19 protein-coding genes are annotated in these 15,519 nt (G+C 33.6%); 16 read left to right on the top strand and 3 right to left on the bottom strand.

Going from position 1 to position 15,519, the window contains the following annotated elements:
• Positions 1-9 precede the first annotated feature (9 nt).
• The 6 genes from CHB80_RS05225 to CHB80_RS05250 all read left to right on the top strand — a co-directional run bounded on the left by CHB80_RS05225 (position 10) and on the right by CHB80_RS05250 (position 4,591).
• Positions 10-1,023 carry a glycosyltransferase family 9 protein gene (locus CHB80_RS05225; RefSeq protein ID WP_089370777.1) on the top strand — a complete coding sequence of 338 codons (1,014 nt, stop codon included), beginning with the start codon at positions 10-12 and terminating at the stop codon, positions 1,021-1,023.
• Between the two features lie 54 nt (positions 1,024-1,077).
• Entirely contained in the window at positions 1,078-2,028 is a 951-nt protein-coding gene (locus CHB80_RS05230; protein WP_089370358.1) for an NAD(P)H-dependent flavin oxidoreductase, read from the top strand.
• A 220-nt stretch (positions 2,029-2,248) separates the two neighbouring features.
• Entirely contained in the window at positions 2,249-2,551 is a 303-nt protein-coding gene (locus tag CHB80_RS05235; protein WP_143337053.1) for a hypothetical protein, read from the top strand.
• Positions 2,548-3,345: a DUF6734 family protein gene (locus tag CHB80_RS05240; RefSeq protein WP_089370360.1), complete on the top strand. Its 798-nt coding sequence runs from the start codon at positions 2,548-2,550 to the stop codon at positions 3,343-3,345. Before CHB80_RS05235 ends, CHB80_RS05240 begins: the two co-directional genes overlap by 4 nt.
• A complete protein-coding gene (locus CHB80_RS05245) occupies positions 3,345-4,253 on the top strand; it encodes a DUF6734 family protein (RefSeq protein WP_089370361.1) in 909 nt (302 codons plus the stop codon). Before CHB80_RS05240 ends, CHB80_RS05245 begins: the two co-directional genes overlap by 1 nt.
• Positions 4,244-4,591: a hypothetical protein gene (locus CHB80_RS05250; RefSeq protein WP_089370362.1), complete on the top strand. Its 348-nt coding sequence runs from the start codon at positions 4,244-4,246 to the stop codon at positions 4,589-4,591. The genes CHB80_RS05245 and CHB80_RS05250 overlap by 10 nt, the downstream gene beginning before the upstream one ends.
• A gap of 40 nt (positions 4,592-4,631) precedes the next feature.
• Here CHB80_RS05250 and CHB80_RS05255 read toward each other — a convergent pair whose 3' ends face one another.
• From CHB80_RS05255 to CHB80_RS05265, 3 genes are all read right to left on the bottom strand, one after another.
• Positions 4,632-5,294, bottom strand: a complete 663-nt coding sequence (locus CHB80_RS05255; protein ID WP_089370363.1) for an ATP-binding cassette domain-containing protein — start codon at positions 5,292-5,294, stop codon at positions 4,632-4,634.
• Positions 5,291-5,584, bottom strand: coding sequence for a hypothetical protein (locus CHB80_RS05260; RefSeq protein ID WP_089370364.1), 294 nt, complete (start codon positions 5,582-5,584; stop codon positions 5,291-5,293). The genes CHB80_RS05255 and CHB80_RS05260 overlap by 4 nt, the downstream gene beginning before the upstream one ends.
• A 152-nt stretch (positions 5,585-5,736) precedes the next feature.
• Entirely contained in the window at positions 5,737-6,792 is a 1,056-nt protein-coding gene (locus CHB80_RS05265) for a ferredoxin--NADP reductase (RefSeq protein ID WP_089370778.1), read from the bottom strand.
• A gap of 95 nt (positions 6,793-6,887) precedes the next feature.
• Between CHB80_RS05265 and CHB80_RS05270 the strand changes: the two genes are divergently transcribed.
• The 10 genes from CHB80_RS05270 (at position 6,888) to atpH (ending at position 15,498) form a co-directional block, all read left to right on the top strand.
• Positions 6,888-8,357: a DUF5687 family protein gene (locus CHB80_RS05270; RefSeq protein ID WP_089370365.1), complete on the top strand. Its 1,470-nt coding sequence runs from the start codon at positions 6,888-6,890 to the stop codon at positions 8,355-8,357.
• 4 nt (positions 8,358-8,361) lie between these two features.
• On the top strand, positions 8,362-9,069 hold the full coding sequence (locus CHB80_RS05275) for an ABC transporter ATP-binding protein (protein WP_089370366.1): 708 nt from the start codon (positions 8,362-8,364) through the stop codon (positions 9,067-9,069).
• A 208-nt stretch (positions 9,070-9,277) separates the two neighbouring features.
• On the top strand, positions 9,278-11,869 hold the full coding sequence (gene porW, locus CHB80_RS05280) for a type IX secretion system periplasmic lipoprotein PorW/SprE (RefSeq protein ID WP_443091827.1): 2,592 nt from the start codon (positions 9,278-9,280) through the stop codon (positions 11,867-11,869).
• A 22-nt stretch (positions 11,870-11,891) separates the two neighbouring features.
• Positions 11,892-12,299, top strand: a complete 408-nt coding sequence (locus CHB80_RS05285) for a bactofilin family protein (protein WP_089370367.1) — start codon at positions 11,892-11,894, stop codon at positions 12,297-12,299.
• Positions 12,268-12,486 carry an AtpZ/AtpI family protein gene (locus CHB80_RS05290; RefSeq protein ID WP_089370368.1) on the top strand — a complete coding sequence of 73 codons (219 nt, stop codon included), beginning with the start codon at positions 12,268-12,270 and terminating at the stop codon, positions 12,484-12,486. The genes CHB80_RS05285 and CHB80_RS05290 overlap by 32 nt, the downstream gene beginning before the upstream one ends.
• Entirely contained in the window at positions 12,483-12,890 is a 408-nt protein-coding gene (locus tag CHB80_RS25120) for a DUF6168 family protein (RefSeq protein WP_089370369.1), read from the top strand. The genes CHB80_RS05290 and CHB80_RS25120 overlap by 4 nt, the downstream gene beginning before the upstream one ends.
• Positions 12,891-12,973: 83 nt before the next feature.
• Positions 12,974-14,092 carry a F0F1 ATP synthase subunit A gene (atpB, locus tag CHB80_RS05300; protein ID WP_089370370.1) on the top strand — a complete coding sequence of 373 codons (1,119 nt, stop codon included), beginning with the start codon at positions 12,974-12,976 and terminating at the stop codon, positions 14,090-14,092.
• Positions 14,093-14,130: 38 nt separating this feature from the next.
• Positions 14,131-14,370 carry an ATP synthase F0 subunit C gene (gene atpE / locus CHB80_RS05305; protein ID WP_089370371.1) on the top strand — a complete coding sequence of 80 codons (240 nt, stop codon included), beginning with the start codon at positions 14,131-14,133 and terminating at the stop codon, positions 14,368-14,370.
• 78 nt (positions 14,371-14,448) lie between these two features.
• Positions 14,449-14,949, top strand: coding sequence for a F0F1 ATP synthase subunit B (locus tag CHB80_RS05310; RefSeq protein ID WP_089370372.1), 501 nt, complete (start codon positions 14,449-14,451; stop codon positions 14,947-14,949).
• Positions 14,950-14,955: 6 nt separating this feature from the next.
• Positions 14,956-15,498, top strand: a complete 543-nt coding sequence (gene atpH / locus CHB80_RS05315) for an ATP synthase F1 subunit delta (RefSeq protein WP_089370373.1) — start codon at positions 14,956-14,958, stop codon at positions 15,496-15,498.
• Positions 15,499-15,519 lie beyond the last annotated feature (21 nt).

Raw genomic sequence — 15,519 nt, forward strand, 5'->3', positions numbered from 1 at the left:
AGGGATCCTATGCAAAAACCACAACACATCCTTGTGATTCGTCTTTCGGCTATGGGGGATGTGGCTATGGGGATTCCTGTGATATACGCTTTCGCGAAAGCGCACCCAGAAATAAAAATAACGGTACTATCGAAACCTTTTTTTAAGGCTATCATCGACACGATACCCAACCTACATTTTGTAGCCGCCGAAACCAACACACAACATAAAGGAATTCTTGGGATTTGGAGACTTTCACGCCAACTTAAAAAGGAAGGAATTACGCACGTTGCAGATATACATAATGTCCTCCGGTCTAAAATCCTTCGTTTCTTTTTAGGACTTCCCAATGCTAAAATTAATAAAGGAAGAGCCCAGAAAAAGGCCTTAACTTCTCAAAATAAAACCTTTTTTAAACCCCTTAAAACAACAGTGCAACGTTATGTTGAGGTTTTTGAACATTTGGGATTCTCAGAAATTTCACCAGCAGTATTACCTAGACCAGATCTAAATCATAATGTCCATAAGGTTATTGGAAAAGCAACACATAAACTTATAGGAATTGCTCCTTTTGCAGCACATCAGGGGAAGCAATACCCTATAGACTTGATGAAAGAAGTGATTCAAAAATTAGATAAATTATCAGGAATACATCTATTTTTATTTGGTGCACCAAATGAAAAACAACTTCTACATACAGTAACAGAAAACTGCCAAAATGCGACTGTAGTAGCAGGGACTCTAAAATTTCCTGAAGAAATTAATTTAATAGCCCAACTAGACATAATGCTTTCTATGGATAGTGGTAATGGACATTTAGCCGCTATGTACGGAGTACCTACAGTAAGCTTGTGGGGAGTGACGCATCCGCATGCAGGATTTGCACCCTTGTATCAAGAAGCACATTGTTTACTTTCCGATAGAGAGCAGTATCCTGCTATTCCAACATCTATTTATGGAAATAAAGTTCCAGAAGGATATGAAGATGTAATGCGAACGATTACACCACAAAGAGTCGTAGATAAAATCGCAAGTTTAGTATAAATTTATTATGCATGCATACTATTTTTGTATATTTGAATATATAAATTCCTAGGTATGACTCAAAAAACACCACTTACAGAACTTCTTGATATAAAGTATCCTATTATTATGGCTCCTATGTTTTTAGTATCAAATGTAGCGATGCTCAAAGCGGGTATGGAGTCTGGAATTGCTGCTTGTGTGCCTGCTCTTAATTACAGAACTATAGAAGAATTAAAAGCCGCAATCACAGAATTGAAAGCAGCTAAAGTGCCAGGTGGCGCCTTTGGAATTAATCTTATCGTAAATAAATCCAACCTAAAATATCCTGCACAATTAGAAGCTGCCTGCGAGCTTGGAGTTGATTTTATAATCACTTCTTTGGGAAGCCCAAGACAAGTAATAGAAAAAGCAAAACCCAAAGGAATTAAAGTGTTTTGTGACGTGGTAGATCTTGCATATTCTAAAAAAGTAGAAGAGATGGGATGTGATGCCTTAGTTGCGGTAAATGATCAGGCAGGAGGGCATCGTGGAGATGCTACCCCAGAAGCATTGATTAAAGAATTGAATGAAAATTGTACCATCCCTGTTATTTCTGCAGGAGGTATCGCAGATAAAGAAGATCTAGATAAGATGATTTCTTATGGAGCCATAGGAGCGAGTATAGGAAGCCCATTTATTGCAAGTGAGGAAGCACCAGTTTCTCAAGAGTATAAACAAGCGTGTGTAGATTATGGTGCTGATGATATTGTGATGACTCAAAAAATATCAGGTACTCCTTGTACTGTCATAAATACACCTTATGTACAAAAAATAGGAACCGAACAAACATGGTTGGAAAGTATTCTTAACAAGAACAAGAAACTCAAAAAATGGGTGAAAATGATTCGTTTTGCCAAAGGAATGCGAGACACCACCAAAGCAGCACAAGGCGCCACCTATAAAACTGTGTGGGTAGCTGGACCTTCTATAGAAAAAACAACTGCTATTGAACCTGTAAAAGAGATTATAAAGCGATTTATCTAAAAATAAGTATGCTTTCGCGAAAAAACAGTTAGAAGTATTAGTTTACTTACACTTTATTTAATACAAAAAAACCTCTCATATTTTGAGAGGTTTTTTTATGCATGGAAATGTGCTGAAAAAGAAAATACTTTGCTGAAACTACTGAATAACAAGTGTTTAAATCTTTTGAAATAGGTTTATTTAATAGAAGTTTGCTTAAAATAATCATAAATGAATAAAAATGTGTCAAATAAGATTTACAGTACAAACAACAAATAATATGGAACCTATTTTAAGCGGTCAAGGCAGATATAGACGTATAGGTGATAAAGACTGGACAGACTTTAGTATAAATGTATCAGACCCAATGACTCCCGATATCACTATTATTGGAGATTATGAACTAGAAGTAAGAGTTAGCTATTTAACGACCCCAACAGAAACAGATTGGAGCTCTTGGAAAGCAAGTACATTTGAAATAGCTAATGATTGTGATCGCTCGTATTATTATGCAAGAGTAAACCAAGTAATAGGAGCCTTATGATTGTAATTCACTCATTATATTCCTTACCTCTCTTGAATGATAGATGGGGACTTCAACATCAATTTGAAAAGAGCTTCTTTCTATATTACTTGTCCTTTTTATACGCAAAGAGATTAGGGTATGAAGTGGTCCTACACACGGATGATATAGGTTATGAATTATTAAAAAATATAGGCTACGATAGAATAGAGTTGAGCTTAAATGATCTAAAACCAGAGGACGCTACATTTTGGTCTTTAGGAAAAATAAGAGCTCTAGAGTTAGAAGGATTAAATAGCATTCATATAGATGGAGATGTATTTCTAAAATCAAATCAAATCAAAACCCTTTTTGAATCTGATTATGATGTCTTAACTCAAATGATAGAGTCTCAAGATGCTTTTAATCATGATTATGTGCCACAAATAGGCCTTTTAAATTCGGTGTCAAATGTATTAACCTCTAACATTAAACATTCCTACAATTGTGGCGTGTTAGCATTTAAAGACACACAGTTATTCATAGAGTATGCTAATTTATTTAGAGAGCTAGTAGCCATTTATAAAAACGATCTTAAGATTAAAGACTTCTATAAGAACGAGTTTAGATATTATGAAAAAATGCTAATTATAGAGCAGTATAGCTTGCCCGTTCTTACAAATAAGTTGAATAAGAATCCCAAGTTTATAATCAATGAAAATGAAGACTTAATTGAAACATGTAATCATTATGGATTTGTCCACGCTCTAGGAAGTTCTAAATATGAAGCGTCTTTTCAAGCCCTAGTAAAACAAAGAATAAAAGAATTAAGATAATGATATATAGCCAAACATTTAGTACAGATTTACTACACACGCTAAAAAAAGAAGACGTGTCTTATATGTTGAGTTTACACTATCTAAGTGCCTTGTCTATTTCTAGATATCTTAAAAAAGATGATGAGTTTATATTAATTACAGATACAAAAGGAAAAGAACTTATAGGTGATGCATTTCCTTATACAAAAGTTGTTAATGCGCTAGATGATTACCCCTATATACGTCCATTTAAGATGAGCGCATATAAATTATACTCTGTAGAGCTATTTAAAAATAAAGACTTTGTTCATTTTGATAATGATGTGTATTTATTTAAACCCATTCCAACATTTGAAGATACCTTAGTACAGAGTAATGAAGGGTATTTTGTACGGTATATCTATTGTAATAAAATAAAGCACTTTGATTATATTTTACCAGAGTACACAAAAGATATGCGTAATAATTATAACCCTGGTGTCTTTGGTTTTACTAAAGATTCAATAGTTAGGGAGGAGTATTTTAATACCTTTTTAGAGTATTCCCATAAAAACATTCGTAAGTATGCAGCCATGTCTGAGGGGCTTCAAAAAGAATTTTTTCTACTCAATTTTCAGGACGTATATCTCGTATTAGAAGAAGCTCTTTTGCACTATCTATGTGAAAAAAATAAAGTTCCCGTAACCGAAGTAATTCCAGATAAATATGAAAATCATCCTGGTGTTTGGGGCGTGTTTTACAAAAAAAAGTATCGAGATATTAATTGGGATGATATCATAGAGATAAGCCATCATAGCTGGCGCAAACATGAGTATTGTCATTTAGTAAGTCAAAAAAATGATAAAAACACACATGTACAAGAAGTGATGTTAGAAATATATAAAGAAAATAAAAACACAGTTAATACCTTTTTAGAATGGATCTAGTAATTACAGGGCGAAATATATATGACTATTTATTTGTTAATTATTTAATCTACGGTTTAGAGTATAAGCTTAAAATTATTTGGAGTAATACAATTTCTGACGATATAGGGTTTATGTATAAAGACCTAGAGGACGCAAGTTGGGCAATAGAAAACGATGATTTTGTAATCCCTCTTTTAAAAGATTATCACGGTCTCTCTAAGACCTTATTTGTAGCCAAAAATGAATTTGAACAACTACAAGCTATTTATAATAATGAGAAGTTAGTTGTAAACTTTTCTAAGTTTATAACGGTTAAAAATTATGAGGCGATTAAAGAAAGACTTATTAACTTATAAAAGAATTTAAATATTACAGGAATTTAGAATTAAAACTAGGTTATTGTAAATACCCTAATCGTTTCAAATCTTCCACACTTTCGGCTGTTTTACAAACCCCATCTACCATCACTAGATGACGATCGGAAATATCCAGAACATCGCTATAATAATGATCGGTGAGGAGGATTCCTTTTTTCGCTTTAAGCGAAAGTAAAAACTCCTTAATAACCTCTTTATACAAAGGTTCTATCATAGAAAAGGGTTCATCTAGTAATAGGAATGGATGCTCTAGATGCGCTACAAGTAATAACTCCAAATAGCGTAACTCTCCCAGTGATAAAGTTCCTATTTTACGAGTCGCTATTTTTTCTACAAAGGGAGCTCTAAAAATACGATCTTGATCATCTCCACCTGTATGAAATAACGGAATTACATCACGTACTTTTATATGTCTAGGAAGAAAATGATCCTGTGGTAAATACCCAATGAGTTGATTTGGAATGATATCTCTAGGAGGTATATTTTTACCGTTTATTGTTAGTTGGATAGCATCGGCTTTAAGAGTTCCAAATACTATTTTAAGCAAGGTAGATTTCCCAGATCCGTTGCGACCAAACAAGCTTACAATTTCGCCTTGAGCGAACAGTAAAGAAACGTCTTTGAGTATTTCTTTTTTACCAAACCTCTTACGCACTTGCTGTATGTGAAGTTCTTTTTTCATCGTAAAAAAGAAATAATACCTAAAAAAATAATGGCAATGATCCCGTTTACGAACCAAGCACGTTTAATAAGTTGTGCTTTTGTAAACCCAAGATTATGATACATGTAGTATTGTGCCTTTTGGAAATAATTGAAAGCAAGAACGCCTAGCCCTGTTCCAAAGACACCAAAAATAATGACCCCGTTATAGAGTCTGTCTATAAATGAATCATACATGGCAGCACTAGCGAAAGAAGTGAGCAATGTAATAGCTAGTGTGTATAAAGTAACATCTCTGTAATACGTCCACATGCTCGAAAAATACAAATTACAATCTCTAAAAATCTAAAAGAAATGGTAATTTAAAAAAGAATCAAGACTAAAATAGAGTAATACTCTATTTTTAAATTTTTTATACACATAAGTTCCTTCTCCTTTTGGGAGAAGGCTAGGATGAGGGAATATTAAACATCATCATAATCTACCACCAGTTTTGCTGAGGTAGGATGCGCTTGGCAAGTAAGAATGAGTCCTTCTGCTACCTCACTATCTGTAAGAATTTGGTTTTTTTCCATCACAGCAGTACCTTCAGTGACACGTGCAATACAACTACTACAGATACCACCTTGGCATGAGTGTGGTGCATCAATATCTTCATCAAGAGCAGCATCTAGAATGATGGCATCTTGAGACATAGTCAATTCAAATTCTTCATCATCTACCAGAATTTTAACATGCGATTGTCCATCTAAAGCCTCTTCAATTACGACTTCTTCTGTAGAAGCTGTAAAGAGCTCAAAATGAATAGCAGACTCTGCCACTTCATTAGATCGTAATACATTGCTTACTTCTTTAATCATAGGTTCAGGACCACATAAATAATAGTCACTAAACTCGTGAGAAGCATATTTATTTTTAAACACAAAATTGACGGTAGATTTCATAATACGTCCAAAATGTGCTCCATCTTCTCTTGACTGACTGTAGATAAACTCTATAGAAAAACGATCTTTATACTGATCTCTTAAGGCGAGCAATGCCTCTCTAAAAATAGTGTCTTCAGGGCGTTTGTTTCCATACACAAGTACAAAACCACTTTCTGGAGAGTTTTCAAGTGTTGTTTTGATCATACTCATAATAGGTGTGATTCCAGAACCTGCTGCAAATGCTAAATAGGTTTTTTTTGCTTTCGCGAAAGCAGAATCCAATACAAACCTTCCTTCTGGTGGTGCTACTTCAAGCGTATCACCTTCTTTTAACTCCCTATTTGCAAACGTTGAAAAGGTGCCATTTTCAACCTCCTTAATCGTAACACGTAATTTTCCACTTTCTGGAGTGCTACAAATGGAGTACGCACGACGTACTTCCTGACCATTAATGGTTGTTTTTAAGGTGATATATTGCCCCGCCTGATAGCTAAAAATGTCTTTTAGGTCTGAAGGAATCAAAAAACCAACAGAAATGGCTTGTGCTGTTTCTCTGGTAATAGATTGTATCGTAAGCTTATGGAAATTTGACATTGTATATTTTTGTGCGCAAAAATACAAAGGATTACGATGAAGATGTAACATTTCACATTTTTTAAACACTAACCATCCGTAAACAATCAAGAGCAATGATTAAACGATTTCTGAATTTAGAATGGAAAGCATTCTTTAGGAGTGCTTCCTTTAAAGTAAATGTATTCCTGAAAATTTTAATGGGATTAGGGGCTCTCTATTTCATTTTTGTATTTGCAGGATTAGGAATAGGCCTTTATTTTGGATTAGAAAAAAGTGGTTATGAACCTTTGGTAACCCTAAACAAATTCCTTATTTATTATTTTGTGGCAGACTTAATAGCAAGGTATTTCTTTCAGAAAATGCCTGTGGTCAACATAAAACCTATGTTGTTGATGCCTTTTAAGAAAAGTAAGATTGTAAATTTTGCTTTAGGAAAAACGGCACTTTCGTTTTTTAATATCATACATGCCTTTTTCTTTATTCCTTTTAGTATTATTCTTTTAACGCAAGGATTTAGTCCTCTGGGTGTTATAGGATGGCATTTAGGAATCATGGCATTGATTTATATGAACAACTTCATCAATGTGTTCTTAAACGATGAGACCGTTTTTGTAGTGCTTTTTGGAGCTGTATTTGTCATTTTAGGAGGACTACAGTATTACGGATATTTTGATATTACCACTTATACAGGTGCCTTTTTTCAAGGGCTGTATGAAATGCCTTGGTTAGCAATTATTCCTATACTAGTAGTAGTAGGTGTTGCATATTATGCATTTACCTATTTCTTAAAACGCTTATATCTTGATGCAGGATTGTCTAAAAAGACAAAAACGGCAACTACAGAAAATATGGAATGGCTAGATCGTTTTGGAAAAGGATCTACGTTCTTAAAAAATGATTTAAAATTAATTCTTCGTAATAAGCGTTCCAAAACCACAGTATTTTTAAGTGTACTCTTTCTTTTTTATGGATTGTTATTTTTTGGAGATGCTATAGAGGTATATAGCGGCCCTTTTTGGAGAATGTTTGCCGCAGTATTTGTAACAGGAGGATTCCTATTTAGTTTTGGACAATTTGTGCCAAGTTGGGATAGTGCGTATTATCCTTTAATGATGACACAAAATATCAGGTATAAAGAATATTTACGATCTAAGTGGTTACTCGTGGTTATTGCTACAGGAATATCAAGCATTTTAGCAATTCCTTATGTGTATTTTGGATGGGAAGTACTCGCCGCAATTTTTGTGGGAGCTATCTTTAACATGGGTGTCAATGCACATTTAGTACTTCTAGGAGGTGCTTATATTAAAACACCTATAGATCTTACCAGTGGTAAAAAAGCGTTTGGAGATAAAAGTGCTTTTAATATCAAAACACTATTAATCAGTATGCCAAAAATGCTAGGCCCGATGGCATTATATGCTATAGGACATTTTACATTAGGTCCTGTTTCTGGATTTGCACTTGTTGCTATTGCAGGTCTTGCAGGATTTGCCTTTAGAGATAAGGTGTTTAATATGATTATTAAAATCTACAAGAAAGAAAAGTATAAAACATTACAAGCTTACAAGCAAAATAACTAAGACTATGATTGAGATACATAATTTATCAAAAAAATATAATGGAGTAAGCGTTTTAAATTTGGAACGCATTAGTATTCCTAAAGGACAAGCTTTTGGATTAGTAGGAAATAATGGTGCTGGAAAAACGACCTTATTTAGTAGTTTATTAGATCTTATACAACCTACTACAGGATATATAAAGAATGGTGGATATGAAGTTAATAAAAGTGAAGAGTGGAAAACCCATACAGCTTCGTTTATTGATGAGAGTTTTTTAATAGGGTATCTTACGCCAGAAGAATATTTCTATTTCATAGGTGATTTGCGAGGACAAAACAAAGCAGATGTAGATGCGCTTCTTGCAGGTTTTGAAGACTTCTTTAATGATGAGATTATTGGAAAGCGTAAATATCTGAGGGATTTATCTAAAGGAAATCAAAAGAAAGTAGGTATTGTTGCAACACTTATCGGAACTCCAGATGTGATTATACTAGATGAGCCATTTGCAAATCTGGACCCTACAACACAAATACGTTTAAAAGGAATTATTAAAAAATTGGCAACAGACAAGAACATTACGGTACTTGTATCTAGTCATGATTTACAACACGTAACAGAAGTGTGTGAACGTATTGTAGTATTAGAAAAAGGAGAACAAGTAAAAGATATTATGACCTCTCCAGAAACGCTTAAAGAGTTAGAAAGTTATTTCTCTGGAGAAGAGGTAATTTAACGGGTAAAATTTCTCTTACATATAAGAAACGCTATTTTTTGAATGCCTATTTATTCAAAAAATAGCGTTTCTTTATTTAAAATGTATAAACTATAGTATATAATACGCCAATTTTAAAGATGTAACTCTCGGTTTTTTCAAAAAGAAGTGTATTTTTACAGGCTTCCATACTAAAAATGGTCATTTTCTGTTTTTATCAAAAAACAATGTGAGTTTGAAACTACTTATAAAATATACTTGTTGCTTCTTCTTTGCAGTTCTGTTCTTAACAAGCTGCTCTCGTAAAAAGAATTCTTTCTTGAGCCGTAATTATCATGCGGTGACTACAGAATACAATACCTTATACAATGGTGAAGTTGCTTTAGACGAAGGACGTGAGTCTTTAATCTCTACGTTTAATGATAATTATTGGGACATCCTTCCCATAGAACGTATCGCCTTTAAAGATGAAATATCAATACGTCTCGACGAAGAAGATGGTGATCCAAACTTCTTAAAAGCAGAAGAGAAAGCAATAAAAGCCATACAAAAACACTCCATGAAGATAGATGGAGAAGAATATAACCCTCAAGTAGATGAGGCTTTTATGATATTAGGAAAGGCGAGATATTATGATCAAAGATTTGTACCTGCTTTAGAAGCTTTTAATTATGTGTTAGCATACTATCCAAAAAGTAATAATATAGCACAAGCTAAAATCTGGAAACAAAAAGCAAATATTCGCTTAGACAATAATGAAGTTGCTATTGAAAATCTATTAAAGATTTTTAGAATAGAAGATAAGCTTAAAGATCAAGATAAAGCAGATGCTTATGCAATACTTGCACAAGCATATCTTAATTTGAAACATCAAGACACCGCACTTATTTACATGAAGGAAGCTACTAAGCTTACGAAAAGAAATGAAGAGCGCGGGCGATACAATTATATAAAAGGACAATTATATAATAACTTAGGTCACAAGGATAGTGCAAATCTGGCCTTTCAAGAAGTTATAGACTTAAATAGAAAAATTCCTCGTAAGTATTTAATTAATGCTCATATTGAACAAGCTCGCAATTTTGATTATGAAAATGATGATCAATTAGTACTCTTAGAATTATTAGAAAAATTAGAAAATAATAGAGAGAATAGACCTTTTTTAGACAAAATCTATTATGCTAAAGCTGAGTATTACAAAAAAACAAATCAAATAGATTCTGCTCTTGCAAATTACAATAAGTCATTAAGAGAAGATTCTCAAGATAAGTATCTAAACTCTCGTGATTACCTTGCTATAGCAGAACACAATTTTGAAACGGCACAATATCAAACAGCAGGCTCTTATTATGATAGTGTGTTGGGATCGCTAGATGATAAAACCAGAGAGTTTAGAATCATTAGAAAAAAGAGAGAAAACTTAACAGATGTTATTAAATATGAAGAGCTTTCTCAGCGTAATGATAGTATACTTCGATTAACATCACTATCTGAAGATGAACAGCGCACATTTTTTGAAGAATATATTGCAAAAATTAAAGAAAAGGAACGTCAAGATTCTATAAGTCGTGTAGAAGACATTAGAAATAATGAGTTCTTTAAAAGTAATAATAGCGCTAAGAATACGAATGCTGCTAGATCAGGAGCTTTTACAAATAGTAGCTCTGGAAATGCAGTAGGAGAGTTTTACTTTTATAACACAACAGCAGTAGCATATGGAAGACAAGCCTTTAGAAAACGTTGGGGAAAAAGAGGGTCTTCTGATGGATGGCGTATTTCTACAAGACAGGATATTCCACTTAATCCAAGTGCATTACCCTTTAGAGGAGATAATGGAGAAGAAGATACTGCGTTAACAGTAGATGATTACATGTCGCTAATTCCAACAGAAGAAAAAGCATTAGATAGTCTTAAAAAGGAACGTGATTTTGCATATTTCCAATTAGGGCTTATCTATAAAGAGAAATTTAAAGAATACCCTCTTGCTTCTAATAGATTAGAAAAATTGCTGGAATTTAATCCGGAAGAACAATTAATATTACCTGCTAAGTATAACCTGTACCAAATATATGGTCAGATGGAGGATGCAGCAAAGCAAAACAGTTATAAACAAGATATTACATCAAACTATCCTGATTCTCGTTACGCTTCTATTATCAATAACCCAGATATAGCATTAGAGCAAGATGCATCTTCTCCAGAAGCTATTTATAACGGACTCTTTAGAGAATTTCAGAATCAGCGTTTCGGACCTTTGTTAACGAGCCTTGATGAACGTATAGAACAATTTTACGGAGATCCTTATTTACCAAAGTTTGAATTGCTTAAAGCAATGGCGTTAGGAAGATATAAAGGATATAAAGCATACAATGAAGCCTTAAAATATGTTGCACTTACCTATCCTAGAGCAGATGAAGGAAAAAAAGCGCAAGAATTACTTAATAGAGCAATCCCTAAAATGAAATTCAGAAGCTTCCAAGATGAAGCAACTGCAACTAATTGGAAAATAGTATACGCATTCAATAATTCAGATGTAGAAGCTGCTAATACCTTAAAAAAGCAATTAGACGAAGCTTTTGAAACCATAGGCTATACAAATTATGCAACCTCTTTTGATGTCTATAATGATAAGCAATCTTTTATTGTAGTTCATTATTTAAATAGTAAATCTCAAGCAGAAGGACTTGTAGAATTACTGGCCGTAAATAAAGATATTAAAGAGAAAATAACTAAAGAGAATACAATTATAGCATCCGGCAATTATAAAATTATTCAACTTCATAAAAACCTCGAAGACTATATACAGCAAAGCACAAAATAACCCTCTATAACCCCCTCTAACTATGTTTTCAGATAATAAAAAAGGAAAAAACTTAGATCACAGTAATCAACAAAATAGAATAAGTCAAGGCACAAAGATTGTAGGAGATATTACATCTCAAGGTGGTTTTAGGATAGATGGAGAAGTAGAAGGAAACATTAATACCCCAAATAAAGTAGTGATAGGAAAAACGGGTGTTGTAAAAGGGTCTTTAATTTGTAAAGATGCAGATATAGAAGGATTGGTAGAAGGAACGATGCAGGTAAGTAATCTTCTGTCTATAAAAGCTACTGCACGTATTGAAGGAGAAGTGACTGTAGGAAAACTTGCGGTAGAACCAGGCGCTACTTTTAATGCCTCATGTGATATGAAAGGCAATTTAAAATCCATTGCTAAAGATGGGAAAAAACAAGGAGAAAAAAGCGCTTAAAAACTGGGCCGTTTTTTCTGGCATTGGTTTACAAATGGGACTCACTATATTCTTAGGGAATAAGTTAGGTATTTGGCTAGATGAAAAATTAGAAACGTCTTTTCTAGAAACAACCCTTACGCTTATTGCAATTTTTGCCTCTATGTTTCTTATTATTTATCGTGTAAATAGACTCAACAAAGAATGATCAAACAACGAGGTCTCTATAGTATTATTTTTATACTATTTTCACTTGTAGGGTATTATGTACACACAGGTGTTTTTGTTAGTTTAGCAAACCAAGCACCTTTTTCTTTACAAGGCGTATATCTATACCATGGTGTATTTTCATTCCTATTATTCATTATTTTTTTAGCGTTGTTAAATAATAAAAAGTTTAAAGACCAATTAGGCTTTTTGTATTTAGGAAGTGTAGCTTTAAAAATAATAGGCTTCTGTTTAATTTTTTATAAGCCTATTTTTAAAGCAGCATCCTTCACAAACAAAGAAAGCGTTAACTTGTTGATTCCCATAGCCTTATTTTTGATTTTAGAGGTGTTTTTTATTAGTAAATTGCTAAATAAAAAGACTCCTTTAAAAAATGATAGATAAGGTGTTTTAAGTCTAAAAATAATACCTATCTTTGCGCCGAATTTTAGACCTCATTATTCGGATCATAAAGGAATTAAAAAGGAATGAAGGTAATATCAAAAACAATTACGTCTTTAAGTCTTATTTTACTTTTCTCACTTACCGCTTTCGCGAAAGGAGATAAAAAAGACGGTCAAAATAGTCATGGAGATCCTATAAATACGCAAGAGGAAATCAATGAATATATTCAACACCACGTTAAGGATTCTCACGATTTTCATTTATTCTCATATTTTTCTGAAGGAGAAGAACATCATGTAGGTTTTCCACTTCCTGTAATTCTTTGGGGAGAAAATGGATTGGCGGCATTTATGTCTTCTGCATTTCATCATGATGATGACGGAAAAGAGATCGTAGAAAAAGGAGGAAGTAACTTCGTAAGACTACACGGAAAGATTTATGAACTAAATGCAGGCGCTACTGAAGTTAGTTTTGATGAGGCGCATCACCCTACAAATGCTTCTACACCTATAGATTTATCAATTACTAAAAGTGTATTTGGAATTCTATTATTAGGACTGTTAATGTTACTATGGTTTGGAGGATTAGCAAAGCAATACAAGAAAAAACCTATTCCTACAGGTTTTGGTAGAGTATTAGAGCCATTAGTGCTTTATGTACGAGATGAAATAGCAAAGCCAAACATTGGTCCTAAATACAGAAAATATACAGGATATTTAATGACTGTATTCTTTTTCATATGGATTTCTAACTTATTAGGATTATTACCATTTGGATTTAATGTAACGGGTCAATTAGCCATTACTGCATCATTAGCCATTTTCACATTCATTATCTATATGGTAAGTGGTAATGGGCATTTCTGGAGTCACCAATTATGGATGCCTGGAGTACCTTATTTATTGAGACCAGTACTAGCAATTATAGAATTGGCAGGAACGCTTATTATTAAGCCATTTTCATTAGCAGTACGTTTATTTGCAAACATTACAGCAGGACACATTGTATTAATGAGTTTGATTGCTATTGGAATTACCATGCAAGAGCAAATGCATCCAGTAGGGTCTACGATATTATCATTTGTATTATCATTATTTATTATGCTTATAGAATTGTTAGTAGCATTCTTACAGGCGTATATATTTACAATGCTTTCAGCTTTATTTATCGGAATGGCGGTAGAAGAGCCTGAGCATCACTAAACATCGAATTTATTTTTTTAACTATATATATTTAAATTATGTCTTTAGCAATTCTTCAAGAAGCAACTACAGAAGCAGTATCAGCAGTTCCTATGTTAGTAGGTGCTGGTCTAATCGTGATCGGAGCCGGTATCGGTTTAGGTCAAATCGGTAGAGGTGCCATGGAAGGGATCGCTCGTCAACCAGAAGCATCTGGAAAAATCCAAACAGCGATGATTATTATCGCCGCTCTTTTGGAGGGACTAGCATTCGCAGCGATTTTCTTAGGGAAGTCGTAAATGAACCATCATTTTCCTGCAACGGTTGGTTGCAGGAAAATGATTATTAAAGCAACAGTTAAAAAGCATTAAAATATTATGGATCAATTATTAGAAAATTTTTCACTAGACTTATTCGTTAAGCTTACTGTCCTTTTTCTTTTGCTTATTTTCTTAATGAGAAGATTTGCTTGGAAACCTATTCTTACAGCATTACAGGATCGTGAAGAAAGTATTCAAGGAGCATTAGATGCAGCTGAAGATGCTAAGAAGGAAATGGAAAACCTTCAGGCAGATAATGAAAAGCTTATCAAAGAAGCTCGTGCAGAACGCGAAACCTTACTTAAAGAAGCTCGTGAGATCAAAGCAAAAATGATCGAAGATGCAAAAGGAGAAGCAAAAGCAGAAGCAGAGAAGATGATTGCTCAAGCACAAAGTGCTATTGAAGCTGAACGTAAATCGGCTATTGCAGACCTTAAAAGTCAAGTAGCATCTCTTTCTGTAGATATTGCAGAGAAAGTTGTTAAAAGTGAACTTTCAAATAAAGATAAGCAACTAGGTCTTGTAGAAGAGATGCTAGGTCAAGCCACTTTAAACTAAACCAATATGGGTAGTACAAGAGCAGCAATACGTTATGCAAAAGCAATCTTGAATCTTACAAAAGATTCTGGATCTACAGACGCTGTACTAAATGATATGAAGGATGTTGTAGCAACTTTAGGTGGAAGTAAAGACCTTCGCCTTGCGCTACAAAATCCAGTTATAAAGGTAGAAGATAAAAGAGCTGTGTTAAAAGAAGTTTTTAAAGGAACTTCCAAAGAAACTTTAGGACTTATAGACATCTTAGTAGACAACAAACGCGTTGATTTATTAGGACATGTAGCTACTAGTTTTGTAACGCTCTATAACGAAAGTCAAGGAGTGCAATTAGCATTAGTAACAACAGCAGTACCTTTAACTGCAGCAATAGAGAAAAAAGTGTTAGCAAAGGTGACTGAGTTAACAGGAAGTACAAACGTAAAATTAGAAAACATCATTGATGAAAGTATCATTGGTGGTTTTGTATTACGTGTAGGTGATACACAATATAATGCGAGTATCGCTAGCCAGTTAGGCAAATTAAAAAGAGAATTTAGTAATAGTTTATAATAAACTTTCGCGAAAGCGTAA

It is taken from the genome of Dokdonia pacifica, from assembly GCF_900188275.1.
GTDB classification, from domain to species: Bacteria; Bacteroidota; Bacteroidia; order Flavobacteriales; family Flavobacteriaceae; genus Dokdonia; species Dokdonia pacifica.